The organism is Streptomyces sp. NPDC048278 (genome assembly GCF_040652195.1).
GTDB lineage: Bacteria > Actinomycetota > Actinomycetes > Streptomycetales > Streptomycetaceae > Streptomyces.
Window position 1 is genome coordinate 55,353 of sequence record NZ_JBEZLP010000042.1, and the last position, 25,914, is coordinate 81,266.

The window sequence follows — 25,914 nt, forward strand, 5'->3', positions numbered from 1 at the left end:
AGCGGGGCGTCTTTCCTTGGACCACCAACGCAGCACCGGGCGGACCGAATCGGGCCGACCAGCTCTGGATTGATCATAGCCCATCCGGGGACCCGCCTTGTTTCTTTACGTACTCCTGACGCCGGGACCCGCATCCCGGGAGGGCCCGGACGTGTCCTCTTCCTTGTCCGGATTCTTGTCCGGATCACGTCGAGAATGGAGTGTGTGCCCATGGACGGCGCCGTCGTAGGGGTCGTACTGGTGGTCGTGGCGGTCCTGCTCGTGCTGCGCAGCGGGATGAAGGTGGTCAACCAGGTCGAGCGTGGGGTCGTGTTCCGCCTGGGCAAGGCACAGCCGGACTTCCGGCGGCCGGGGATCACCTTCCTCGTCCCGTTCGTCGACCGGATGCGCAAGGTGAACGTGCAGGTGGTCACCATGCCGGTGCCCACGCAGGAGGGCATCACCAAGGACAACGTGTCGGTGAAGGTGGACGCCGTCGTCTACTTCCGGGTCACCGACCCGGTCCGCGCGGCCATCGAGGTGCAGGACTACGTCTTCGCCGTCGGCCAGGTCGCCCAGTCCTCGCTCCGCTCCATCATCGGCAAGAGCGACCTGGACGACCTGCTGACCGACCGGGAGCGGCTGCACGAGGGGCTCGCCCTGATGATCGACAGCCCGGCCGCCGAGTGGGGCATCCACATCGACCGCGTCGAGATCAAGGACGTACAGCTCCCGGAGTCCCTGAAGCGGTCCATGTCCCGGCAGGCCGAGGCGGAGCGGGAGCGGCGGGCCCGGGTCATCACCGCCGACGGTGAGTTCCAGGCCGCGCAGCAGCTCGCCAACGCCTCCCGGATCATGTCGGAGACCCCGGAGGCGATGCAGCTGCGCCTCCTGCAGACGGTCGTCGAGGTCGCCGCCGAGAAGAACTCCACGCTCGTGATGCCGTTCCCGGTGGAGCTGCTGCGCTACTTCGAACGGGCGACCAAGCGGCTCGACCAGGAGGTCGAGAAGAACGAGCGCGAACTGGACGGCCCGGACGGGTCGGCCGCGCTCAAGGCCGGGATCGAGCAGATCGCGGCCGTCGCCGACACGTTCGGGCCGGCCGGGGAGCTCACGGCGCCGAGGGAACCGGCAACGGAGCCGCCCGCTCCCGTCGAGCGGCCGTAGCCAGCGACACCGTCACGACCAGCGACGCGACCGCCATGAGCGTCATCGCGGCAGCGGGCGAGGTGAGCTGGGCGACCGAGCCCGCCAGCGTGGCGCTCAGGCCCTGGAGGGTCAGCATGCCGGCCGAGTGCAGCCCGAGGGCGTGGCCGCCGAGTCCGTCCGGGGTCAGCTTCATCAGCCGCTCCTGCTGGACCAGGCTCGCGCCGAAGCCGACGGAGGCGACGGCGGCGCAGCCGGCGGCGAGCACCAGCGGCGGGTGCAGGACGAAGACCAGGTAGGGCGTGGCCAGGAGAAGCAGCAGCGGCGTGGCCACGCGGGTGCGGACCGTCGGCGGCAGCAGCCGGCCGACGGTCACGTCCCCGGCCAGCATGCCGAGGGCCGCGCAGGCGAACAGGGTGCCGGCCGATCCCGGGGCGTACGACACGAACAGCGACTCGCAGCCGACGACCAGACCGTTGGGCAGCCACAGCCCGAGATAGGTCAGACGGCGCGGGCGGGACGACCACAGCAGGGCGTTGGTCCGCCAGGTCGCCGCGACGGAGGGCCGGCCGGCGGCCCGGGGCGGCCGGGCGCTCAGGCCGAGGCGGAAGGCCAGGGCGGACGCCAGGTACAGGGCCGCGGCGAGCAGCAGGCACAAGCGCGGGGAGACGGCGGCGAGCAGGGCGCCGCCGGTGGCGTAACCGGCGATCTGCACCAGCCCGCTCATCATGTTGAACAGCGAACGCCCCGGCAGATAGCCGTCCTTGTCGAGGATCTCGTTCAGCAGCCCCCAGCGGACCCCGCCGCCGAGCGAGGCGACGAGACCCAACAGGAGGACGACGGCCAGCAGCGCGCCGGCCGGAAGGCCGGGCAGCGCCAGGCCCGCGGTGGCGGCGGTGAAGGCGGCCGAGATCGCGGCGAGGGTGGTGCGCGGGGGCAGCCGGTCGGCACCGGAGAGCAGGAAGGTCGCGCCGAGCACCTGCGCCAGGGAGGGACCGAACATGCTCAGCGCGGAGAGCAGCGGCGAGCCGGTGGAGCGGTAGACGAGCGTGCCGAGCGCGAGACCGCCGACGGTACCCGCCGCGTTCTGGGCGGCGGCGCCGAGGAAGAGGGGGGTGAACTCGGGGGTGCGGAAGAGGGATCGGTAGCTGATGGGCATGGCCGGGAGTCTCGGGGGTGCCGGACGCGGGCGTTACTGTTTCGCACGAGCGCGAAAGGTTCCGCCGGCAACGGCTCCGGCGGCGGCGCGTCCGACAGCGGGGGGACCTCTTGGGTTGGTGGCAGCTCAACGCGGACACGCTCGCCCGGAGCCGCTTCGTGCTCTCCCCCTACGCCGAGACCTTCGCGAGCCTCAGGCTGCTGCACGGCGGCAGCGCCGCGCACCCCGGCGAGCGGCGCTGGCTGGACGAGCAGCTGCCCGGCTACCGGGCGCGGCTCGCCGCCGACCCCGTCACCGCGCTGCTCGTCCGCGCCGGGCTCGGCCGGGTGTGGACCGCCGACTTCCTCACCCCCACGCCCCGGGACCGGGAGAGCGCCGAGGCGGCGATAGCCCGGGTACGGGCCGTCCGCCCGGACGCCGCCCGCGCGCACCTGCGGCTCTCCCTCGGCGGCCCGCTGCCCGCCGCCCTGGACCGCGACGACCTGCCCTGCCGGGCGGCCGAGCTGCTGACATACGTGTGGGAGGCGGCCGTACGGCCGTCCTGGGACCGTCGGCGGCGGATCCTGGAGGCCGATGTGGCCGCCAGGACCGCGCAGGTCAGCCGGGGCGGCTGGGCGGAGGTGCTGGACTCGGTGCGGCCGGGGCGGACCCGCTGGCTCGGTTCCAACCGGCTCCAGGTCAACCTGCACGAGTACCCGCCCCGCGAGATCTCCGGCGCCGACCTCCTGCTCGTCCCGGTCACCCCGAAGTCCGGCTGGGTCTCGTGGGAGGAACCGGACCGGTACGCGTTGGTCTACCCCTGTGCCGGCGCGCTCTCCGACCCCTCGGAGCGGGCGGTTCCGGCCGGCCTGGAGACCCTGCTGGGCGCCGCCCGCGCGGGGGTGCTGGTCCTGCTCGACGCCCCCCTGAGCACGACCCACCTCACGGCGGTGACCGGGCAGGGCCTCGGCTCGGTCGGTCGGCATCTGCGGGTGCTGCTCGGCGCGGGGCTGGTGGAGCGGCGGCGGGTCGGGCGGGTGGTGCTGTACTCGCGGACGGTGGCGGGGGACGTGATCGTGGAGGCCGGAACCCGGGCGGCCACCCGGCGGAGTTAGCATCCGGATATGACGACTTCCGAGAACAACGGGTCCGTGCTCGACGTGGAGATCGGTGCGCTGCAGGGCGGCTCCGCCGCTCTGCCGGGCTACGGCGGCAAGGCCGTGCTCATTGTCAACGTGGCCTCCAAGTGCGGCCTGACCCCGCAGTACAACGGCCTGGAGAAGCTCCAGGAGCGGTACGCGGCGCAGGGCTTCACCGTGCTCGGGGTGCCCTGCAACCAGTTCATGGGCCAGGAGCCCGGCAGCGCCGAGGAGATCGCCGAGTTCTGCTCGGCGACGTACGGCGTGACCTTCCCGATGACCGAGAAGGTCGAGGTGAACGGCGAGGGCCGGCACCCGCTCTACGAGCGTCTCGTCGGGTTCGCCGACGGCGACGGGCACACCGGGGACATCCGCTGGAACTTCGAGAAGTTCCTGATCGGCCGGGACGGGCAGGTCGTCGCCCGGTTCTCGCCGCAGACCGAGCCCGAGTCGGCCGAGGTCGTGGCCGCGGTGGAGGCCGCCCTCGCCTGACCCCGGGTGGGCCCTGCATCTGGGGCGGGGCGGGGCCGAGCCTCGTGGTCACCGGGCGGAGCGGATCCGCCCGGTGACGGGCACAAGCCGAGCCCCCTCGGCAAGGACGGCGGGCTGGTCGAGAGGGCTCTGTGTGACGCTTGTGCAGTTGTTTTCGTCGGGAGCGTGAAGCGGTGGGTCAGCGAATGCCCCCTTACGCCTTGACCGAAGCGACGAAGGTGTTCCATGCGCCGGCCGGGAACGCGAGGACCGGGCCCTCCTCGACCTTGGAGTCGCGTACGGCGAGTCCCGCGGTCGTCGGCGACTTGACCTCGACGCACGCCCCGTTCCCTGCGGAATAGGAGGACTTCGTCCACGTCTCCGTGGCGCCCTGAAGCAGTGCCATGTCCACTCCTGTTGCGAGATTGCTGTGGTGCTTGCTGTAGTGCGATTCACGCCAACCTTTCTGACCGGTTGGCGTGATCGACGCTACTAGCCAACTTCCTCGCCTGGAGTACCCGTTCACTCGACCGGGTGGCATATTCCGTTGGAGACTTCCGCTGGACCGTGGCACCGGTGTACAGTCCGCCGCTTCCTCAGCGGGCGTACTCCTTGGCCGCGTCGGCGATGAACTGCCGGGACTGCTCGACGTTCAGCGACTGGGCGCGCAGGTGCTCGTACATCACGGCGTACTTCTGCACGTCGTGGGCCTTCTCCAGGTAGAGGTCGCTGGTGACGCCCTCCAGGTAGACGACGCTGGAGTCGGCCGCGTCGGCGAACTCCAGGATCGCGTACTGGCCGTTGAGGCCGGGATGCGCGCCGCACTCGAAGGGCAGCACCTGGACGGTGATGTGCGGCTGCTGGGACATCTCGATCAGGTACTCCAACTGCTCCCGCATCACGAGCCTGTTGCCGACGAGCCGGCGCAGCGCGGCCTCGTCCAGCACCACCCACAGGCGGAGGGGGTTGTGCTCGGCGGTGATACGTTCCTGTCGCCGCATCCGCACCTGGACGCGCTTCTCGATGTCGGCGGCCGAGGTCTCCGGCAACGCGCCCTGCACCAGGGCCTCGGCGTACGCCCGGGTCTGCAACAGCCCGGTGACCAGCTGGGGTTCGTACACCCGCAGTGACTCGGCGTCGGTCTCCAGACCGATGTAGACGCTGTACGGGATGTCCCCGAACGCGTGCCACCATCCTTGCTGCCGCGAATCCCTGGCCATCTCCATCAGGGACTCGACGACCCGCTGGTCCTCGACCTCGTACACCCCGCACAGGTCGCGGACGTCGCGCTGGCTGATGCTCCGGCGCCCGTTCTCCAGCCGGCTGATCTTCGACTGGGAGACGAGCAACCGCTCCGCCACCTCCTCCGCCGTCATGCCCTTGAGCTCGCGGAGCCTGCGCAGCTCCTGGCCCAGCCGGCGTCGCCTGACGGTGGGATTGACATTGGACGCCACGGGACGTGCACCTCCGGCTGCCTGCCTGTAACTACCACTTTGCGTATCTGCTGTTGAGCAGACTGCCACCAAGGTGGTTCCTACCGCTGGGAAACAGCGGATATGCGGCGCGTACGCGTCAGTTCGGGCACGTTCCGGATTCTCCGGACGGCTGCGGACGGCTGCGGACGGCTGCGGACGGAAATGCCGAGCGGGGCGGCGAGGCGCGTACTGCGTACGCCTCGACCGCCCCGCTCGGACCAGCGGCTCCCGAACCGGGTCTCAGGGGTGCTGTGTCGCCGGCCGGGGCCGGCTCTGTTGCTGCCGTGGAACTGCGGCTCAGTGCACCACGGCACGCGCCATCGCGCCCGCACCTCGGCGCGGTTGCATCGGAACACCGCGTGCGGGTTCCGGCGCGGCGGACCTGACGCCCGGTCCGGCCGGGGCCGGGGCGCGGCGTGGCTGGGCAGCCGCGCCGTTCTGCACGTCCATGACGGCGTGGGCCACGAGCCCGCCCATCGGGTCGTGCCGGATCAGGTCACGCAACCGGGAGCGCGAGGAGCGGCCCTCGTTCCCCGGGTACAGGTGCTTGCCGAGACCGACCGCGTGGGCCAGGGCGGCGAGCGCCGCGGTCCGCGGGTCCGGCGGAACGCCGGTGCGGATCGCCGAATCCAGCCGGCCACGGATCTCCCGGGTGACGGCGTTGTCCGTCGCCTGGTAGCGAGTGGTCGGCAGCACCCCGCACATCTGACCCGCCACGGCGGCGACCATGCCGCACCGTTCCAGATGCGCGAGATAGACCTGGCGCAGGCCGAGTCGAGGCCCGCCGATCCAGTGCACAGCCCGTACGGGAGCGCCGCGCCTTCGCAGCAACTCCAACGCACAGTCCAAAGTCGGATCTCCAGTCGGCCGTGGCTGCACCACGGCGATACGATCCCCGTCTGGGGCTATCCGTCCGGCCAGCGCCAGCTCTACTAGCTGTGCTCCGGCCAGACCGAGGTCGAGCGACTGCGGCTGTGCAGTGGTACCCGTGGCCGGGTCCAGTGCCAGCAGCAGAAGCTCCTCCGGAATTGTTCTGCGGCTCCTGCCCATCCATGCCTCCCCGCGTGGATGAATGACAGGGTGACCCCTCTCACATTGGTCTGTCGAGGGTGCGTGACCGGTTCGTAAGGGAACCGGTAGGTATGTCGTTCTCGTCTACCGCAGGGGCTAAGCCCGCACACAGGACACTGGTACATGGTTCGGACAGCGCACGGCAACGTGCGAAGCGTGGAGGAGGCATCGGTGGCGGGCGAGTCCCCCGACAGGTCGAAGCAGCGCGAGTCGTCGGCAGAACCGACGCCGGGGAGCGCGGAATCGGTTCCCGAAGCGCGCGACCCACGACTGGCGGTGGCCGCCGGGAAGGAGACCGCCGGCGGCGTGGACACCGCCACCCGGATCTTCTCGGTACGGGACCTGAAGACGACCGGCGAGACCGACGAGACCGGCGAGACCGGCGAAGCCGGCGAGACCGACACGAAGCTCCGTGCCGCGGTGGCGGCATGGGTGCGCACGGGGGGCGAGCCCGCGGAGGACGCGGCGGCCCCTGAGGCGGCCACGGAGGCCGAGGAGGGCCCTGAGGCCCCCGCGGACGCCGAGCGGGCGGAGAAGGCGCAGGAGCCCCGGAAGAACGCCGACAACACCGCTACGGCGCCCGGGGCCACCCCGGCAGAGCCGGAGGACACCCCCGCCGAGCCCCAGGACGCCGCCCCCGAGGGCGAGTCGGCGACCACCGAGGACCCCACCCCGGAGGACAGCCCCGAGGCCGCCACCGACCCCGAGGACGCCACCCCCCAGGACAAGTCGGCCACCACCGACGAACCCCAAGACGCAAAGCCCGAGGGCAAGTCGGCGACCACCACGGCCTCCGACGCCCCCGAGGACGCCGCGCCGGAGGCAGCGGCCGACCCCGAAGACGCCAAGCCGGAAGCCGCGGCCGAGCCCGAAGACGCCAAGCCGAAGGCAGCGGCCGAGCCCGAGGACACCAAGCCGAAGGCAGCGGCCGAGCCCGAGGACACCAAGCCCGAAGCCGCGGCCGACCCCGAAGACGCCAAGCCCGAAGCCGCGGCCGACCCCGAGGACACCAAGCCCGACGCAGCGGCGGAGCCCGAAGACACCGAGCCCGGAACCGCCTCCGAACCCGAGGACGCCAAGCCCGAAGGCACCGCCGAACCCGAGGACGCAAAGCCGGAGGCGGCGGCCGAGCCCGAGGACGCCAAGCCCGAAGCCACCGGCGGAGCCGTGGGCGCCGATGGTGAGGACGCGTCGCAGGGGCCACTCGCGGTTGACGACGATGGCCGCACGGGTGGTGCGGGTGGGAAAACCGGCGGCGGCGAAGGCGAAGCCGAGTCCGCCGTCGATCAGCCGACCACCATGCTCAAGGCCCCCCGCCCCCCGCAGGTCGACCAGCCCACGACCACGCTCAAGCTCGGCGGCACCGGAACCGGCACCGCGACGCCCAAGTCCCCCGCCGCCGACGCCGAACGCACCAGCAAGTTCGTCGCCCTCAAGTCGGACATACAGCAGGGCCCGAAGCCGGACGCCAGGCCCGAGCCCGCCTCCACCACCCGCACCACCGTGCTCCCGCAGGTCGGCCCCGAGCACACCACCCAGCAGCCGCTTCCCCCGAAGCCCCCGCTGGACCTGCTCGCCGAGCTGACCAACACGCCCCCGCCGCCGGAGACCCCGGTCAGGACCGCGGTGCGCCGGGTCAAGATCTGGACGCCCCTGGTCATCCTCCTCGTGATCGTCTTTGCGGTCGTACAGGCTTTCCGGCCGCTCCCGCAGCCCACCCTCGACCTCACCGCGAAGGACACGTACACCTTCGCCGGCGCCAAGACCGACATCCCGTGGCCGGCCGACGGCCAGGCCGCCCTCGACGTCCAGGGCATCGGCACGTTCGGCTCCTCCGGCGAGCAGAAGCCGGTGCCGATCGCGAGCGTCGCCAAGGTGATGACCGCGTACATCGTCCTGCGCGACCACCCCCTGAAGAGCGGCGCCGCAGGACCGAAGATAAAGATCGACCAGGCGGCCCAGGACCAGGCGAACGCCGGCCAGGAGTCGACCGTCGACGTGACGGCCGGTGACTCGATCACCCAGCGCGAGGCCCTGGAGTCCATCCTGATCGCCTCGGCCAACAACGTGGCCCGCCTGCTGGCCCGTTGGGACGCCGGCTCCGAGAAGGCGTTCGTGGCGAAGATGAACGCCACGGCGAAGAAGCTCGGGATGACGAACACGACGTACACCGACCCGTCGGGGCTCACGGACTCCACCGTGTCCACGGCCGTGGACCAGGTGAGGCTGGCCAAGGCCGCGATGGCGGCCGAGCCGTCGTTCCGCGAGGTCGCCGCGATGATGTCGTACGACGACTACAAGGGTGTCAACCACTCCAACTGGAACCAGCTGGTCGGCCACAACGACGTCGTCGGCATCAAGACCGGCACCACCACCTCCGCCCTCGGCAACCTGGTCTTCGCGGCGAAGAAGACGGTCGGCGGCGAGACCCGCACGGTCATCGGCGCGGTCATCCGGCAGCCCGCGGGCGGCGTCGACAACACCATCCTCAGCGCCGCACTCACCGGCGGCGACAAGCTGATCCGGGCGGCCCAGGGCGCGCTGCGGTCCGCGACGATCTACAAGAAGGGCGACGTCGTCGGGTACGTGGACGACGGGCTCGGCGGCCGTACCGCGGTCGTGGCGACGAAGGACGTCACCGCCGTCGGCTGGTCGGGGCTGAAGGTGAAGCTGTCGTTCGCCCCGCAGGAGGTGCCGCACACCGCGAAGGCCGGCACCACGGTCGGCACCCTCACCGTGGGTGACGGCTCCGGCTCCGCCGTCCAGGTCCCGGTCGCCCTGGCGAAGGAACTGGCCGAGCCCGGGTTCACGAGCAAGCTGACCCGCCTCGGCTGACCCATAACGCACATACCGTCACCGCACCCCGCCGATGGCGGCCCACCCCAGGGCCCCGCGGCGGGGTGCGTGCTAGCGTCACGAAACGGGGCAGGTCGTCGGCACGCCGGGACACGGCCGCGAACTGGACGGAAAGCAGCCGCCAACACCGTGGAACGCGGCCGAGAACAGAAGACGGGACACGGGGAGTGCCTTCAGGTGGCCACAGCGGAGCCGACACACGCCGACGACGCCGATCCGGGCCCGGTAGCCGGCCCGCGAATAGCCCTGCCGCCGGCAGCCGCGGACGCCACGGAGCGTAAGCCCGTCGAGCGTCTGCTGCGGGCCGCCGAGCCGCTGCGCCGGCAGCTGCTGCGCCATCCGGTGCTGTCGGTCACCGCCCTCGCCGGCGTCCTGCACATCATCTGGTTCTTCACGTTCGCGAACAGCGGCGGGGATCTCGCGGCGCAGGACGCCTGGGCCGAGTTCGTCGGCCGGCACCCGGACTCGGCGTACAACCTCGCCTGGTACGGCGGCATGCACCCGGTGTCGTACAGCGTGGTCTCGCCGTACCTGATGTCGCTGATCGGCGTCCGTACGACGTTGATGCTCGCCGGCACCGTCTCGGCCGGCCTGCTGACCCTGCTGCTCATCCGCAGCCGGGCGGTGCGGAACCCCCTGTGGGCCGCGCTCGCCGGGGTGTTCGCGCTGATCTGCAACGCGCTGTCCGGCCGGGTCACCTTCGGGCTCGGCACGATGTTCGCGCTGGCCGCGGTCGGGGCGGTGTTCTGCTGGCCGTACCGGTGGCGGTACAAACGGTGGGCGAAGGCGCTCGTCGCCGCGCCGTTCGCCGCGCTCGCCACCATGTCCTCGCCCGTGGCCGGGCTCTTCGTCGGCCTGGTCGCGGTCGCGCTGTTCCTGCAGAAGCGGCGGCCGGGCGCCTGGGCGCTGGGTCTGGCGCCCGCGGCCGTGGTGGCGGTCTCCGCCTGGCTGTTCCCGTTCTCCGGCACCCAGCCGATGGGCTTCGGCTCGGTCGTCATGCCGCTCACGTACGGCCTGCTCTGCCTCTTCCTGGTGCCGAAGGAGTGGAAGACGGTCCGGCTGACGGCGGCCGTGTACAGCCTCGGCGTGGTGCTGGTGTGGCTGGTCAGCTCGCAGATCGGCTCCAACATCTCGCGGCTGCCGATGCTGTTCGCGGGCGTGACGCTGATCGCGGCCCTGCCGTACACGGTCCCGCGCTCGCGCAGGTACTACACGGTCGTCCTCGCCTTCCTCGGCGTCTGCGGCTGGATCAGCTACAAGTCGGTCGACGACATCATCCACACGACGCCGACCGCGTCCTGGGCCCGCGAGCTGGCCCCGCTGGTGCACCAGCTCCAGCAGGTCGGCGCCGAGAAGGGCCGCGTCGAGGTGGTCCCGGCCCGCTCGCACCGCGAGGCCTCGGCGCTCGCGCCGTACGTGAACCTGGCCCGCGGCTGGAACCGCCAGGCCGACATGGAGCGCAACCCGCTCTTCTACGACGACAGCCTCAACTCCGCGAACTACCACGAGTGGCTCCAGCGCTGGGCGGTGCACTTCGTCGTCGTGCCGAAGGACAACCCCGACGGCGACGGCGGCGGTGACCGGGAACGCGCGCTGGTGCAGCGCGGGATGCCGTACCTGAAGCAGATCTGGGGCGACGCCAACTGGCAGCTGTTCCGGGTGACCGACCCGGTGCCGCTCGCCGAGCCCGACGCGGCGGTGGACAGCGCGGAGCAGGGCGAGCTGACCATCGAGGTCCGCAAGGCCGGGCGGATCCTGATCCGGATCCCGTACTCGCCGTGGCTGAGCATCGTCGACGCGGACGGCAAGAGCCTCAAGGCGCCCCAGGAGACCGAGGCCTCCAAGCACCGGGCCGACGGCGAGCCGAAGACGTACACGAACGTCAACGGCTGCCTGACGGAGACGCCGGAGGACGCCAAGGGGGACAAGTGGACGATGCTGCTGGCCCCGCGGGCCGGGACGTACCGGCTGGCGTCGCCGTACCAGCTGCCGCGGGGGACGCCGTGCCCCGACGAGCTGAAGTGACCGGCTGCCGCGCCTGACATGACACAGCGGATGACAAGTGGAGGGACTGGGTTGACTCTCTGGGTCAACTCCTAGCTCTCGCACATCTTCCCAGCTCAGAACCGTCCTTCAGGAAACTGTCAAGGTCCCCCATGACCCCCGTTCGCCCATTTTCTTTACTTTTTACTTGACTCTCGATGACGGGCTCAGTTGACTGAATGGCGTTGATTCGTCAGCCGAGGAGGCAGCGCAGTCATGGGGGACGAGACGTTAGGGATAATCCTGGCGGGAGGCCGGGGCGAACGCGCCAAGCCGCTCACCCTCGCCTCCGCGGACTACATCCGCAGCAAGGCGCTCATCCCGTTCGCCGGCCGGCCGGTCGTCGAGTGGCTCGTCGAGAACTGCCGGGACCAGGGCATCCGCCGCTTCCACGTGGTCGCCCAGGGCGCCGAGAACCACAGCCAGATCAAGCTCGTGCTGGGCCGCGGCGAACGGTTCGGCGTCGAGATCCACTACTCCCGGGCCCGGCTCGACCGCTACAACGTGGGCTCGGGCGCCGCCACCCTGCACAACCTCGAACGCTGGGACCTGACCGGCCGCGCCCTGGTCATGCCGGTCGACTCCGTCTTCGAGTTCTCGCTCCCCCGCCTGACCGACGCGCACGACGCCGCCGACGCCGTCGTGACCGTCGCCTCCGTCGCCCGCACCGCCGAGGAGATCGCCGGCAAGTACGGCGTGATGCAGACGTCCGCGGACGGCACCGTCTCGGGCTTCCTGGAGAAACCCGACCTCGACCGCATCCACCGCCTCTTCCCCGAGACATCGTTGCCAGGCAACGGCTTCACCCTGCCCACCAACGCGGGCATGTACCTCGTCGACTGCGGGCGCCTGCGGCTGGCGGCCCGCACCCCCGAGATGATCCGGCTCGCCCAGCAGCGCCTCGACTGGGGCGGCGACCTGCTGCCCTGGCTGGTCCGGCGGAGCCTGCCGGTGGCGTCCGCGCGCATCGAGCGGCTCGGCGACCTCGGCAGCATCCCGGACTACCTGGCCACCCTCGGCGACGTGCTGCGCGGCCGGTACCGGTGGATGAGCCGGGCCATGGGCGCGCCGGTGAGCACCGACCCGCCGTACTGGATCCACGAGTCGAGCCTGCGCACCAAGGACAGCGTGCAGGGCACGACCCTCGCCCAGAAGATCTCCGAGGGCAGCGTGGTGCTCGGCCCCGCCGTGCGCATCGGGCGGAACGCCGAGATCGGCCCCGGGGTGAAGCTGCGGTACACGGACGTCGGCGACGACGTCGACATCGACGAAGGGGCCCGGCTCAGCCGGTCGGCGATCGGCGACGGCGCGGTCGTCGGGGCGTACGCCCGTGTCACCGACTCGTACGTCGGGCCGATGGCGCAGGTGCACTCCTCCCGCGACAACCCCGTCCGGCTCGTCCACTCGGCAATCGGCGAGGCGGCCGACCTGCGCCCCGGCACCCGGCTCTCGGGGGTGAGCGTCTACCCGCGGCTGCGGGTCCCCGCCGTCACCGGACTGCCCTCCGGCACCCATCTGACCAGCTCCGACGACATCCTGCGCTGGATCTGACGCGATCCGGCCGGACCCGAACGGATCAAGCGCACGCCCTGACGCATCCACCTGCTCCTTCCCGCACCCCAATCGTCCGGCTCGTCTACAGCCTGGGGAGTTTTCTCGATGGACAGCCCGATCGCAGTCATAGGAGGGACCGGCCGGGTCGGCCGGCTCGTCACCCGCCGGTTGCTGGCCCGGGGCGAGACCGTCCGGGTCATCGGCCGCAGCACCCAGCGCGCCCGGCGGCACATGCCCGCGCAGGCGCAGTACTTCACGGCCGACGTGCGCGACCCCGGCACGCTCCGCACCCCGCTGCACGGGTGCGCCGCGGTCGTCTACGCCGTGGAGCCGGGCACCGACGCCGCCGGCCCGGACAGTCCGGAGTCGACTCTGCACGGCGGCGTCCGGCACGTCCTCGACGTCCTGGGCGCGGCCCCGGCCGGCCGGCACTTCGTGCTGGTCAGCCAGCGGCACGTCACCCGCAGGGACCACCCCATGAACGCCTACGGCAGGATGCTGGACTGGCGGCTGGCCGGCGAGGACGCGGTCCGCTCCTCGGGCCTGCCCTACACGGTGATCCGGCCGGGCTGGCTGACCGACGAGCCCGGCCACGGCGTGCTCCACCTGGAGCAGGGCGACGTGGGCGACGGGTACGTGGCCCGCGAGCATGTCGCCGAGGCCTGCGTCCGGGCGATCGACTCGCCCACGGCGCACGGCGTGACGTTCGAGATGCGCAGCGAGGCGGGCCCGGCCTCCGGTCCCGTGCCCTGGGACGAGCTCTTCACCGGGCTGCGGGCCGACGCCCCGGCCGGGACCAGGGCGGTGTTCGCATGAGCGCCCCGCCCGAGGCCCAGGACCAGCCGGCCGCCACCACGACGACCGCCATGACGACCGCCACGACGACCACCGGCACGACCACCGCGAACGAGTACATGACCCTGCCCGCCGACCAGGCTCCCGACACCCTCGACCTCGTCCAGCCGGGGGTCGCCCCGGGCCACCCGCAGCCGCTGGGCAGCACCGTCGACGCCGACGGGGTCAACTTCTCGGTCTTCTCCGAGCACGCCACCCGCGTCGACCTGCTGCTGTTCGAGCACTGCGACAGCCCGCAGCCCTACCGGACGGTCCGGCTGCACCCCGAGCGGCACCGCAGCTTCCACTTCTGGCACTGCCATGTGCAGGGGCTCGGCGCCGGCCAGGTCTACGCGTACCGCATGGACGGGCCGCGCGACCCGGCCGCCGGGGGCAGCCGCTTCGACCACCGCAAGGTGCTGGTCGACCCCTACGCCCGCGCCAACGTCAACAGCTGCTGGGAGCGGACCCGAGCGATCGGCCCTGGGGACAACGTCGAGCACTCCATGCGCAGCCTGGTCGTCGACCTGGACGACTACGACTGGGAGGGCGACACCCCGCTGCGCACCCCGATGGCGGACACCGTCGTCTACGAGATGCACGTCCGCGGCTTCACCGCCTCGCCGACCTCCGGCGCGGAGCACCCGGGGACCTTCTCGGCCGTCATCGACAAGATCCCGCACCTGAAGGAACTCGGCGTCACGGCGGTGGAGCTGCTGCCGGTCTTCGACTTCGACGAGACCCAGGTGCTGCGCACCGGACCGGACGGGAGGGAGCTGCGCAACTACTGGGGCTACGACCCGTACGGGTTCTTCGCCCCGCACACCGGGTACTGCTCCAGCCCCCATCTGGCCACCCACATCACCGAGTTCCGCGACATGGTGAAGGCGTTCCACAAGGCGGGCATCGAGGTCATCCTCGACGTGGTCTTCAACCACACCAGCGAGGGCAACGAGTTCGGGCCGACCATCAGCTTCCGGGGCGCGGCGAACGAGGCCTACTACCACCTGTGGCCGCAGGACCGCTCCCACTACATGGACTTCACGGGGTGCGGCAACGCGATCAACGCCAACCACCCGATCGTCACCAAGTTCATCCTGGAGTCGCTGGAGTACTGGGTCTCCGAGCACCACGTCGACGGCTTCCGCTTCGACCTCGCCTCGGAGCTGTCCCGCGGCCCGATGGGCTACGAGATGGCGGTGCCGCCCGCGCTGTGGGCGATCGAGCTGTCGCAGATCCTCGCCGAGACGAAGATCATCGCGGAGCCCTGGGACGGCGGCGGGCTCTACCAGGTGGGCCGCTTCCCCGGGAAGCGCTGGGCGCAGTGGAACGGCCCGTTCCGGGACGACGTACGGCGGTTCGTGCGCGGTGACGCGGGCATCGCCGGCGAGGTCGCCTCCCGGCTCGGCGGCTCGGCGGACCTGTTCGCGCCGCAGGAGGAACTGCCCACCAACAGCATCAACTTCGTGACCTGCCACGACGGCTTCACCCTCAACGACCTGGTCAGCTACAACACCAAGCACAACCACGCCAACGGTGAGGCGGACGCCGACGGGACCAACGAGAACTACAGCTGGAACTGCGGCTCCGAGGGCCCCGCGGACGACCCGGAGGTCGAGGGGCTGCGGGTGCGGCAGGTCAAGAACCTGCTGTCGGTCCTCATGCTCAGCCGGGGCGTGCCGATGCTGCTGGCCGGGGACGAGTTCCGCAACAGCCAGGCCGGCAACAACAACGGCTACTGCCAGGACGGGCCGCTCTCCTGGCTCGACTGGGACCAGGCCGACAAGGAGCGGGAGACCCTCGGGTTCACCCGCGACGTCATCGGGCTGCGCAAGCGCTACCGCACCTTCCGGGAACCGCAGTTCTTCTCCGAGCGGCTCAACCCCCGTCTCCTGCCGGACATCACCTGGCACGGCACGCGACTGCACCAGCCGGGCTGGGAGAACCCCGACGCCCACGTGCTGGCGTGCACGTACGGCGGTTTCGACGGCGACCCGGACCTGCACCTGATCCTCAACATGTACCACCTGGGCCTCGAGTTCGAGCTGCCCGAGCTGCCCGGCCACCGCTGGCACCGCGTCCTGGACACGGCCCGGCCGGCCCCGTACGAGATCCTCCCGCCCGGAGCGGAGGAGCCGGTCGACGGTCCCACCTATCACGCTCAGGGCCGCAGCATCGTGCTGCTCGCGGCCCTGCCCGACGAGAAGGGCACGCGACGATGAGCGCACTCTCCCAACGACGCATCACCTCCGACACCCTGGCGGGGTACGTCACCCACTACAGCCCCACGAGGCGCATGTTCGGCCTGCGCAGCCCGGACGGGCGGGAGTTCACGGTCCACCTGACCCACAACGCCGTCTCCCGCATCGTCCGCAACCTCGGCGACTCCTACCACGACACCACGGCCCAGACCGTCGACATGCTGGCCGAGGGCCGGTTCCTGTTCGCGTACGGGATCCTCTACGAGTGGGAGGGCGGCGCCCGCTTCGACGCGAAGGAGATCACCTTCCCGGAGGAGAGCCGCGGCCAGTACGTCTTCGAGCACCCGAACTGGTGGGTGCAGCAGGCCGCCGCGATCGCCGACTTCTACCTGCGCGGCCAGTTCCCGGACGGGAACTACGACTGGCGCAACTTCCGCACCCACCTCACCCTCAGCGGCACCCACTTACCCGACTTCCACGGGCAGGACGTGCGCCAGGAGACCGACACCATCTCCCGGCTGGTGTACGGGCTGGCCACGACCTACCTGCTGACCGGCGAGGACCGCTTCCTGGAGGCGGCGCAGTCCGGCACCGAGTACCTGCGCGAGCACATGCGGGTCGACGACCAGGCCGACGGGATCACCTACTGGTACCACGGCATCGACATCACGCCGGGCGGCCACCGGCCCGTCTTCGCCTCGGAGTTCGGCGACGACTACGACGCGATCCCGATGTACGAGCAGATCTACGCGCTCGCCGGACCCACCCAGACCTTCCGGATCACCGGCGACCCGAAGATCCTGAACGACATCGACCGCACGGTCGCCCTGTTCCAGAAGTACTTCCGGGACCCGGTCGAGGGCGGGTTCTTCTCGCACCTGGACCCGATCTCCCTCGACCCGGGCGCCGACTCGCTGGGCCGCAACCGGTCCCGCAAGAACTGGAACTCGGTCGGCGACCACGCCCCGGCCTACCTGATCAACGCCTACCTGGCGACCGGCCGTCCGGACTTCGCCGCGCTCCTGGAGGAGACCGCGGACACGATCGTCAGGCGGTTCCCGGACGAGCCCAACTCCCCGTTCGTGCAGGAACGGTTCCACGCCGACTGGAGCCCCGACCGCACCTGGGGCTGGCAGCAGGACCGCGCGGTGGTCGGCCACAACCTGAAGATCACCTGGAACCTGACCCGCATCAAGGCCCTGCACGACAAGCCCGAGTACCTCACCACGGCGGAGCGGATCGCCGAGCTGATGCCCTCGGTCGGCAGCGACGGCCTGCGCAGCGGCTGGTACGACGTGGTGGAGCGGCAGCCCGACCCGGACAGCGGCATCCACCGCATGGTCTGGCACGACCGCAAGGCCTGGTGGCAGCAGGAGCAGGCGATCCTCGCCTACCTCATCCTGGCCGGCACCACCGACGACCCCGAGCACCTGCGGCTGGCCCGCGAGGCGGCGTCGTTCTACAACGCCTACTTCCTCGACTACGAGGACGGCGGCGTCTACTTCAACGTCCTCGCCAACGGCATCCCGTACCTGCTGGGCACCGAGCGGCTCAAGGGCAGCCACGCGATGGCCGGCTACCACGCGCTGGAGCTCTGCTACCTGTCGGCGACCTACACCGGTCTGCTGCTCGGCAACGACCCGGTGACCCTGCACTTCCGGCCGCGCCCCGACGACCTCCCGGAGCGGCTGCTGCGGGTGGCGCCCGACCTGCTGCCGGCCGGCTCGGCCGAGCTGACCCGGGTGTGGGTGGACGGGCAGCCGTACCAGAACTTCGACGCCAAGGACCTCACCGTACGGCTGCCCGAGGGCACCGAGCCGGTGCGGGTGCGGGTGGAGCTGGAGCCCGCGCAGATGCGGCTGCGGATGCGCAGCGAGTTCGACGGCGGCACCGCGCACATCAGCTGCCGCGGCGTGATCGACGCCGCCGAACTGGGCAAGTTCCGCCGGATCCTCGGCGAGGTCATGGCGGCCACGCCCGGGCGGGTGGAGTTCCACCTGTGCGAGACCAGCGAGATGTGCCGGTCCGCCATCAACGAGCTGCTGTTCCAGCGCACCAAGGCGGGGCTCGACGTCGACTTCGTGATCGTGGGCTGTGCCCTGCCGGAGGTCGCCGACGCGCTGCTCGCCACGGACGCCTTCCTGCTGGAGGGTGGTGACGACTGCAACCATGAGTGATCTCGCGACCCTCGCACTCCCGTTACCGTCCGTGCGTACCCCGGGTGCCCCGCCCGGTGCCCGCGACCTGCCGGCCTACTGCGGCGAGCTGTTCGGCCAGTTCACCCGGGCCGACCAGCGGCGCTGGGGGGAGGTCTACCTGCGCGGCCTGCTGGCCGTCCCCGGCCGCAAGACGCCGGGCCGGATCACCGAACAGGTGCTGGGGCGGCGGGCGGTGCAGCAGATCCAGCAGTTCGTGAACCAGAGCCCGTGGGCGTCCGCGCCGGTGCGCGGCCGGCTGGCCGGGCAGATGGTCCGGGCCTTCCGGGCCGAGGCCTGGTCGGTCGACGAGGTCGTCTTCGCCAAGAACGGCGACCGCTCGGTCGGCGTGGCCCGCCAGTACGCGACGTCCCAGGAACGCACCGTCAACTGCCAGCTGGCGCTGGCGACCTCGCTGGTGGGGCACGCCGGCGGGGTCCCGGTGAACTGGCGGCTGGTGCTGCCGACCCGCTGGGACCGCGACGAGGGGCTGCGCGGCCAGGCCCACCTGCCGGAGCACGAGCGCTGCCGCCCGCGGTGGAGCTACGTCCTGGAGGCGCTCGACGAGATGCTCGACGAGTGGTCCCTGGAACCCCTGCCGGTGCTGGCCGACTGGCGCGGCGACGGGGACCCCGACCCCCTGCTGCGGGGTCTTGAGGCCCGTGGTCTCGGCTATGTGGTCCAGGCATCGCCGCACACCCCGGTGCTCCTGCCCCGCGGCCGGGCCGGCGGCACCGGCGGCACCCTGGCCGACCTCGCCGCACACGCCGCCCGGCACACCGAGCGGACGTCGGTGACCTGGCACGACCCGGTGACCGAACGCATGTGGCACTCGGAGTTCCTGACCGTTCCGGTGCTGCTGCGGGCCGAGCGCTCCCCGGAGGGCGGCCCGAGTGCCGCGCCCCGGGCGCGGATGCTCCTCGCGGACTGGCCCTACGGCCGGCCGCAGCCGCGGGCCTACTGGCTGACCAACCTGCCGGTCCGGCGGCTCGCGGAGATCGTGCTGCTGGCCCGGCTGCGCAGGTTCGCCGGTGAGGCGCTGGGCCGGATGCACGACGAGTTCGGCCTCGGTGACTTCGAGGGCCGCTCCTTCCGCGGCTGGCACCACCACGTGACGCTGGCCTCGGCCGCGCTCGGCTTCGACATGGTGCGCCAGCAGGCCGACGAGAGAGCCCTGAGCACACCGCATGCCTGAACAGCGCCACCGGCACAGCCAAGACGGCCCCGTGCGGACACGTCCGCACGGGGCCGCCGTGCGCTCACTTCTCCCAGCCGACCTTCGCGAAGTCGATGTCGCCGAGGCCGGGGACGCCGTAGTTGGCGAGGCCCTTGCGGACGGCGAGGATCTGGGGGCGCTGGTAGAGCTCGATGTCGTGGCCGAGCCGCCAGATCTGCGCGTCCGCCTCGTTGTAGAGGCTCTGCGCGGCCCGTTCGTCGAGGGTGCCGGCGGCTTTGTCGAGGAGTTCGTCCACCTGGGCGGAGCCGACCCGGCCGTAGTTCTCGAAGACCTGGCCGCCGGCCGGGCGCCGGTAGATGGCGTAGGCGGAGCTCGGGTAGGTCAGGCCGGTGAACCGGAAGATGGCGAGGTCGAAGTTGCCCTTGTCGAGGTACTGCGGGCCGTAGGCGGTGGCGGGCACCTTCTCGATGTCGACGCGGACCCCGGCCCTGGCCAGCATCTGCTGGACGAGCTGGGCGAGGTCCTCGCCGAGCCGGTTGGTGCCCTCGCTCAGCACCAGGCGCAGGGTGAGGCTGCGGCCGTCCTTGGCCCTCGGCTGCCCGTCGCCCCGGCTGCGCCAGCCCGCGCGGTCCAGGGCGCGCTCGGCGGCCGTCAGGTCGAAGCGGCCGTACGGGCCGGAGTCGTCGGCGTAGCCGGGCTGGTTGGTCATGAAGAAGTGGTTGCCGAGCAACGGCACCTTCACCGGCAGCCCCGAGGCGGCGACCTCGGCCAGCGCCGGGCGGTCCACGGCCTGCTGGAGGGCGTTGCGCACCGCCCGGTCGGCCAGCGGCCCGCTCGCGCCGTTCAGCGTGATGTGCACCTCGTCCCAGGCGGAGCCGACCCGGATGGCGGTGTCCTTCGCCTCGGCGAGCTGGGCGTAGGCCTCGCTGGTGGCGGCGTTGACGACGTCGACCTCGCCGTTGAGGAAGGCCTGCAGGGCGGCGTCGGGGTCCAGGACGCGGAAGACGATCCGGTCGAGCCGGGGCCGGGTGCCCCACCAGCCGGAGTCCGGGACGAGGGTGAGGGTCTGTGCGGTGCGGTCGACGGAGGCGAGCCGGAAGGGGCCCGCGGTGACCGGGAGCCGCCCCTGCCAGTCGGAGTCGAAGCGCTGCGGGCTGTCGTAGGCGACGGCCGGGAAGAGCGGCGTGAAGAGCCTGCGCCAGTCGGCGTACGGCTGCTTGAAGGTGACCTCGACCTCGTGCGCGTCGGCGCCCCGGCGGACGTCGGCGATCCGGTCGTAGCCGCTCGGGTCGGCGACCAGGTACCGGTCGTCGCCGCCGCCGACCGCGTGCCACTGGGCGGCGAAGTCCCGCCAGCTCAGGGCCGTGCCGTCGGACCAGCGGGCCTTCGGGTTGAGCCGGTAGGTGACGACCTGCCGCAAACCGGCGGTGGAGACGGTGGCCGAGGTCAGGTAGTCCGTGACGATCCGGGGGACGCCCTCCGCGTCGCGGGTGAAGAGCCGCGGCTCCGTCATCGTGTCGACGGTCCACACGTCGTCCAGGGCGCCGTCGACGTGGTTGAAGTTGAACTGCGTGATCATCTGTGTGATCGGCACGGTCAGGGTCCCGCCGGAGCGGAGGTCCCCGGACGGCAGGGCGTTGATGTCGTAGGTGCCGTAGGTCGGCAGCGCCTGGTGCCGGGAACCGTCGTGCCCGCCGGACGCGGTGCATCCGGTCGCCGTGAGGACGATGAGCGCCCAGACGGCCACCCATGCGGGCCATCCCCGTAATCGCTCCACCTGTCAGCCTCTCCGGCGTCACGGGACCGCCAACTACCCTCAATGCCCTGGGAATTGCGGCGTCGGAGCTTAACATCACGGTGTTTCCCGCACATGAAGAGAAGGCAGACTCCCCTCCGTCAGGAGTGCCATGTTCTTCCTGGTCGCCAGGCGCCTGGCCCGCTGTGTCGTCCTGTTCCTCGTCTCCCTGGTTATCTCCTACGCCCTCGCCTCGACGGCGCTCGATCCCCGCGCGTACTTCGAGGACCGCAGGCCCCCGCCGCCGGCCCGGGTCGTCGACCGCGAGCTGTCCCGGCTCGGCATGGACGACCGCGCCCCGCTGCCGGAGCGCTTCGCGCACTGGGCGGACCGCGCCGCCCACGGCGACCTGGGCCGCACCATCGACGGCGACTCGGTGAGCGCCGAGTTCGGCCGCCGGATCGGCGTGTCGGTACGGCTGCTGCTGGTGGGCACGGTGGCCGGTACGGCCGTCGGCACGCTGGCCGGGCTGTGGGCGGCGGTCCGGCGCGGCGGGCTCGGCGACCGGGCGCTGGCCGGGTTCTCCTTCGCGGTGCTGTGCGTCCCCACCTTCGTGCTGGCGCTGCTGCTGAAGACCGGGGCGCTCGCGGCCAACCGGGCCGCGGGCCGCACCGTCGTCAAGTACACCGGGGAGCACACCCCCGGGTTGCAGGGCGACTGGACCGTCCACCTGCGGGACACGGCGGCCCACCTGGTGCTCCCGGCGCTCTGCGTGGCGCTCGCGGCAATCGCCCTGTACAGCCGCTACCAGCGGGCCGCCACCCTGGACGTGCTCGGCGCGGACTACCTGCGCACCGCCCGTGCCAAGGGGCTCACCCCGGGACGCGCGCTGCTGCGGCACGGGTTGCGGATCTCGCTGGTGCCGATGACGGTCTTCTTCTCCTTCGGCGTCCTCACCCTGGTCACCGGGGCGGTGTTCACCGAGCGGGTCTTCGGCTGGCCCGGCATGGGCAGCTGGCTGATCGACTCGGTGGAGAAGGGGGACGTGAACTCGGTCGTGGCGGTCGACGGCTTCGCCGCGGCCGTCGTCCTGCTGGCGGGGCTGGTCGCGGACGTCCTGCACGCGCTGCTCGATCCCCGGGTGCGGGAGCCGTGAGAACCGGGCGGCGGGAGCGGGTCCTGCTCGGGCGGCGGGGGCGGGTCCTGCACAGCCGGCGGGGGCGGGCCGTGCGCGGCCGGCGGGGGCGGGCCGTGCTCGGGCGGCTGGCCCGGCACCCGGGGGCGCTGTGCGGGCTCGCGCTGCTGCTGGCCCTGGTGGCGCTCGCGGCCCTGGGGCCGTCCGTGTGCCGGTGGTCCTTCACGGACGTCGACTACACCGCGCTGCGGCAGCCGCCGGACGCCCGGCACTGGATGGGCACGAACCGGATCGGGCAGGACGTGTTCGCCCAGGTCGCGCACGGGCTGCGCAAGTCGCTGCTGATCGGCGCGCTGGTGGCCGCGGTCGCCACCGGGCTGGCGGCGGCGGTGGGCACCTGCGCGGGCTACTTCGGCGGCTGGACCGACCGGTTGCTGATGCTCGTGGCGGACCTGCTGCTCGTGCTCCCCGGCTTCCTGGTCCTCGTGGTGCTCGCGCCGCGCCTTCGGCGCTGGGGCTGGCTCGCGCTGGCCGGGCTGCTCGCCCTGCTGGGCTGGATGGTCACCGCGCGGGCGGTGCGCGGCATGACGCGCTCGCTGAAGGAGCGGCAGTTCGTGGTGGTGGCGCGGCTGACGGGGGTCGGGCCGGTGCGGATCATCTGGCGGCACGTGCTGCCGCACCTGGCCTCCTTCCTGGTCACCGACGCGACCGTCACGGTGGCCGGGGCGGTGGTCAGCGAGGCCGGGCTGTCCTACTTCGGCTTCGGCGTCCAGCCGCCCGACGTCTCCCTGGGCACGCTGATCGCGGACGCGTCCGACGTGGCCCTGGTGTATCCGTGGATGTTCTTCTTCCCGGCGGGCCTGCTCGTCGCGTTCGTGCTCGCCGTCGGCCTCCTCGGCAACGCCCTGCGCGACGCCCTGGACCCCACGACGGTACGGCCCGCCGGGCCGCCCCGCGGTGCCGTGTCGGGGCTCGCGTGACGGGCGCGGGCCCGGCGGCGCACGGACCGGGGGCCCCGGTCCTGGAGGTGCGCGGCCTGACGGTCGCCTTCGGCGGCGGACGGCGCCGGGCGCCCGTCCCCGTGGTGCGCGGCGTGGACCTCGCGCTGCGCCCCGGCGAAGTCCTGGGCCTGGTCGGCGAGTCCGGCGCGGGCAAGTCGCTCACCGCGCTGTCCCTGCTCGGCCTGGCCCCGCCCGACGCCCGGGTGGGCGGTTCGGTACGGCTGCTGGGCGAGGAGCTGCTGGGCCGGCCGGAGCGGGAGCTGGCCCGGGTCCGGGGGAGCCGGATCGCGATGGTCTTCCAGGACCCGCTGCACGCCTTCACCCCCGTACTGCGGGTCGGCGACCAGCTCGCGGAGGCCCTGCGCATCCACGAACGCCCGCGCCCACGCCGCGAGACGGCGCTGCGGCGGGCCGTGGAACTCCTGGACTTCGTGGGGGTGCCGCAGCCGTCCCGGGCCGCCCGCGCCCTCCCCCACCAGCTCTCCGGCGGAATGCTCCAGCGGGCCATGATCGCGATGGCGGTGGCGAACCGGCCCGCGGTCCTCGTCGCGGACGAGCCGACCAGCGCACTGGACGTGACCGTGCAGGCCCAGGTCCTCGATGCGCTCGCGACCGCCCGGCGGGAGACGGGGGCGGCGCTGCTCCTCGTCACCCACGACCTCGGCGTGGTCGCGGGCGCCGCGGACCGGGTCGCGGTCCTGTACGCGGGGCGGGTGGTGGAGACGGGCCCGGCGGAGGCGGTGCTCTGCCGCCCCCGGATGCCGTACACCCTCGGCCTCCTCGGCTCCGTGCCCCGCCTGGACGCCCGGGTCCCGCCCACCCCGGTCCCGGGCACCGCCCCCGCCCCGGGCGACGCCGGCCCGGGCTGCCCCTTCGCCCCGCGCTGCCCCCTGGCGGAACCGGAGTGCCACGCGGCCGAGCCCCCGCTCACGGGGGTCGACAGCCCGTCCCGCGCCGACGGCTCGGCCCCCGACGCGCACACGGCGGCCTGCCGGCGGATCCCGGAGGTCCGGCACCGGAGCGCGGCGGAGCTGTTCGGGCCACCGCCGACGGACCCATCGGAGCGGGGCGTCACGCCCGGCGGGCCGCCCGCGCGCCCGGCAGCCGTACCGGACGGCCATGCGGGCACGGCCGCCGCGGAGCGCGTCCCGGCCGTCCCGCCCGGAGCGTGGCACCGGACCCTGGGCACCCGGGGGCGCCACGGCCGCCCCGCCGAGTCGCCCTCGCAGACCACGGGGAACACGTCCGTCGGGGCGTCCGCGGCCCCGGCAACCGCGCCGCCGCCGTCCGGCACGGACCGTGCCGGACACCCCCTGGCCACCACCCCGCCCGGACCGTGGCCGCCGGCCGGCGGCACACCGGCGGATGCCGGCGCACCGGCGACGGGCACCGCCGCCGACATCGTGCTGTCGGTCTCCGGGCTCGGCCGGTCGTACCGGGCGCCGGGGTTCCGGCACCGCCGGGTCCCCGCCGTGCGGGCCGTCGAGTGGGTCGACCTGGAGGTGCGGCGCGGGGAGACGCTGGCGCTGGTCGGGGAGTCCGGGGCCGGGAAGAGTACGACGCTGCGGGAGATCGCCGCGCTGGCGGCCCCGCAGGCCGGGCGGGTGGAGGTGCTCGGGCGGGACACCGCGCTGCTCTCCCGGCAGGCGGCGCGCGAGCTGCGGACGGCGGTGCAGCTGGTGCCGCAGGATCCGATGTCGAGCCTCGATCCGCGGATGCCGCTGGGTGACATCGTCGCGGAGCCGTTGCAGGCCGCGCGGGTGCCGGCGGCCGTGGTCGCGGCGCGGGTGCCGCGGCTGCTGTCCCAGGTGGGGCTGCGCCCGGCGGACGCGGACGGCTACCCGCACCAGTTCTCCGGGGGGCAGCGGCAGCGCGTCGCCATCGCGCGGGCCCTGGCGGTCGGGCCCGCGCTGCTGCTGCTGGACGAACCGGTGTCCGCGCTGGACGTGTCGGTGCAGGCCGGGATCCTGGACCTGCTGCTGCGGCTGAAGCGGGACCCGGGCCCGGCGTACCTGCTGGTCTCGCACGACCTCGCGGTGGTCCGGCAGCTCGCCGACCGGGTGTCGGTCATGTACGCGGGCCGCACGGTGGAGACGGGCGGCGTGGCCGAGGTGTTCGGCCGGCCTCGCCATCCCTACACCCGGGCGCTGCTGTCGGCCGTCCCGCTGCCGGATCCGGTCGCCGAGCGCTCCCGGCGCCGGATCGTGCTGCCCGCCGATCCCGGGCCGGGTCCGCGCGCCGCCTCCGGGTGCGGTTTCCGGGCCCGCTGTCCCGTGCAGGCCGTGCTCTCCACGGCCGAGCGGCGGCGGTGCGCGGAGGAGACACCGCGCGGGCGGGCGGCCGGGCCGGCCGGCGGCCACTCCGTCTCCTGCCACTTCCCGCACGGTGAAGGACCGGGTCCGGTCCGGCGGCCGTAGGGCGACCGCCGGACCGGACCCGGTCCCGTACGAAGCGCGTGTGGGTCAGCAGCAACCACCACTCCCACCGCTGGATGCGGCCATGCCCTCGTGCTGCGGACGGACGCCCGGCCCGGAGTCGTTCAGCCACAGGCCGCCCGCCACGAGACCACTGATGAGTACGACGATTGCGAAGAGCGCGATTATTTTATTGCTCACGAAAATCCCCTCCCCTGAACAATAGAAGGATGCGCCTTGACAATTACAGTCAACATTGAATGACTAAAGCAGTCAAGCAGTTTCTTGCAAAATTATTCATAATCAAACGGAATACCGCGCACCGGATAAGGAAATCGCGAATGCGATCA

At 72.3% G+C, this 25,914-nt stretch carries 18 protein-coding genes; 13 read left to right on the plus strand and 5 right to left on the minus strand.

All coding sequences use genetic code 11. From position 1 onward, the window contains the following. Nucleotides 1–210 precede the first annotated feature (210 nt). Nucleotides 211–1,146, plus strand: a complete 936-nt coding sequence (locus tag AB0D74_RS43450; RefSeq protein ID WP_362599790.1) for a slipin family protein — start codon at nucleotides 211–213, stop codon at nucleotides 1,144–1,146. Here AB0D74_RS43450 and AB0D74_RS43455 read toward each other — a convergent pair. Further along, complete coding sequence (locus AB0D74_RS43455) at nucleotides 1,091–2,284, minus strand: MFS transporter (RefSeq protein ID WP_362599792.1); 1,194 nt, start codon at nucleotides 2,282–2,284, stop codon at nucleotides 1,091–1,093. The two genes, AB0D74_RS43450 and AB0D74_RS43455, sit on opposite strands and share 56 nt — an antisense overlap. Before the next feature lie 110 nt (nucleotides 2,285–2,394). On the opposite strand from AB0D74_RS43455, the gene AB0D74_RS43460 reads away from it, so the two are divergent. Together AB0D74_RS43460 and AB0D74_RS43465 are read left to right on the plus strand one after the other, a co-directional pair. Further along, nucleotides 2,395–3,378 (plus strand): transcriptional regulator, encoded by a 984-nt coding sequence (locus tag AB0D74_RS43460; RefSeq protein ID WP_362599794.1) that lies wholly within the window; start codon nucleotides 2,395–2,397, stop codon nucleotides 3,376–3,378. A gap of 9 nt (nucleotides 3,379–3,387) precedes the next feature. Further along, entirely contained in the window at nucleotides 3,388–3,894 is a 507-nt protein-coding gene (locus tag AB0D74_RS43465) for a glutathione peroxidase (RefSeq protein WP_362599796.1), read from the plus strand. Between the two features lie 193 nt (nucleotides 3,895–4,087). Here AB0D74_RS43465 and AB0D74_RS43470 read toward each other — a convergent pair whose 3' ends face one another. The 3 genes from AB0D74_RS43470 to AB0D74_RS43480 form a co-directional block, all read right to left on the minus strand. Then, nucleotides 4,088–4,279, minus strand: coding sequence for a DUF397 domain-containing protein (locus tag AB0D74_RS43470; protein ID WP_293995171.1), 192 nt, complete (start codon nucleotides 4,277–4,279; stop codon nucleotides 4,088–4,090). Nucleotides 4,280–4,469: 190 nt separating this feature from the next. Then, entirely contained in the window at nucleotides 4,470–5,327 is an 858-nt protein-coding gene (locus AB0D74_RS43475; RefSeq protein ID WP_217554965.1) for a helix-turn-helix transcriptional regulator, read from the minus strand. Between the two features lie 318 nt (nucleotides 5,328–5,645). After that, nucleotides 5,646–6,398: a GPP34 family phosphoprotein gene (locus AB0D74_RS43480; protein ID WP_362599798.1), complete on the minus strand. Its 753-nt coding sequence runs from the start codon at nucleotides 6,396–6,398 to the stop codon at nucleotides 5,646–5,648. Nucleotides 6,399–6,542: 144 nt separating this feature from the next. Here AB0D74_RS43480 and AB0D74_RS43485 point away from each other — a divergent pair, with 144 nt between their 5' ends. The 7 genes from AB0D74_RS43485 to AB0D74_RS43515 all read left to right on the plus strand — a co-directional run bounded on the left by AB0D74_RS43485 (nucleotide 6,543) and on the right by AB0D74_RS43515 (nucleotide 19,297). Next, on the plus strand, nucleotides 6,543–9,254 hold the full coding sequence (locus AB0D74_RS43485; protein WP_362599800.1) for a D-alanyl-D-alanine carboxypeptidase: 2,712 nt from the start codon (nucleotides 6,543–6,545) through the stop codon (nucleotides 9,252–9,254). A gap of 198 nt (nucleotides 9,255–9,452) precedes the next feature. Further along, nucleotides 9,453–11,300 (plus strand): MFS transporter, encoded by a 1,848-nt coding sequence (locus AB0D74_RS43490; protein ID WP_362599802.1) that lies wholly within the window; start codon nucleotides 9,453–9,455, stop codon nucleotides 11,298–11,300. A gap of 234 nt (nucleotides 11,301–11,534) precedes the next feature. After that, complete coding sequence (locus tag AB0D74_RS43495; protein WP_362599804.1) at nucleotides 11,535–12,869, plus strand: NDP-sugar synthase; 1,335 nt, start codon at nucleotides 11,535–11,537, stop codon at nucleotides 12,867–12,869. A 108-nt stretch (nucleotides 12,870–12,977) separates the two neighbouring features. Beyond that, the gene (locus AB0D74_RS43500) at nucleotides 12,978–13,688 is read left to right on the plus strand and encodes an SDR family oxidoreductase (protein ID WP_362599806.1); all 711 of its coding nucleotides are present in this window, start codon (nucleotides 12,978–12,980) and stop codon (nucleotides 13,686–13,688) included. Beyond that, complete coding sequence (glgX, locus tag AB0D74_RS43505) at nucleotides 13,685–15,928, plus strand: glycogen debranching protein GlgX (protein ID WP_362599808.1); 2,244 nt, start codon at nucleotides 13,685–13,687, stop codon at nucleotides 15,926–15,928. The genes AB0D74_RS43500 and glgX overlap by 4 nt, the downstream gene beginning before the upstream one ends. Further along, the gene (locus tag AB0D74_RS43510) at nucleotides 15,925–18,084 is read left to right on the plus strand and encodes an AGE family epimerase/isomerase (RefSeq protein ID WP_362599810.1); all 2,160 of its coding nucleotides are present in this window, start codon (nucleotides 15,925–15,927) and stop codon (nucleotides 18,082–18,084) included. Before glgX ends, AB0D74_RS43510 begins: the two co-directional genes overlap by 4 nt. A 31-nt stretch (nucleotides 18,085–18,115) precedes the next feature. Beyond that, on the plus strand, nucleotides 18,116–19,297 hold the full coding sequence (locus tag AB0D74_RS43515; RefSeq protein ID WP_362599812.1) for an IS701 family transposase: 1,182 nt from the start codon (nucleotides 18,116–18,118) through the stop codon (nucleotides 19,295–19,297). 64 nt (nucleotides 19,298–19,361) lie between these two features. Here AB0D74_RS43515 and AB0D74_RS43520 read toward each other — a convergent pair whose 3' ends face one another. After that, nucleotides 19,362–21,026, minus strand: a complete 1,665-nt coding sequence (locus AB0D74_RS43520) for an ABC transporter family substrate-binding protein (RefSeq protein WP_362599814.1) — start codon at nucleotides 21,024–21,026, stop codon at nucleotides 19,362–19,364. 160 nt (nucleotides 21,027–21,186) lie between these two features. Between AB0D74_RS43520 and AB0D74_RS43525 the strand changes: the two genes are divergently transcribed. From AB0D74_RS43525 to AB0D74_RS43535, 3 genes are all read left to right on the plus strand, one after another. Then, on the plus strand, nucleotides 21,187–22,170 hold the full coding sequence (locus AB0D74_RS43525) for an ABC transporter permease (protein WP_362599816.1): 984 nt from the start codon (nucleotides 21,187–21,189) through the stop codon (nucleotides 22,168–22,170). A 95-nt stretch (nucleotides 22,171–22,265) separates the two neighbouring features. Continuing rightward, complete coding sequence (locus AB0D74_RS43530; protein ID WP_362599850.1) at nucleotides 22,266–23,129, plus strand: ABC transporter permease; 864 nt, start codon at nucleotides 22,266–22,268, stop codon at nucleotides 23,127–23,129. Then, nucleotides 23,126–25,567: a dipeptide ABC transporter ATP-binding protein gene (locus AB0D74_RS43535; protein WP_362599818.1), complete on the plus strand. Its 2,442-nt coding sequence runs from the start codon at nucleotides 23,126–23,128 to the stop codon at nucleotides 25,565–25,567. The genes AB0D74_RS43530 and AB0D74_RS43535 overlap by 4 nt, the downstream gene beginning before the upstream one ends. Nucleotides 25,568–25,914: the final 347 nt, after the last annotated feature.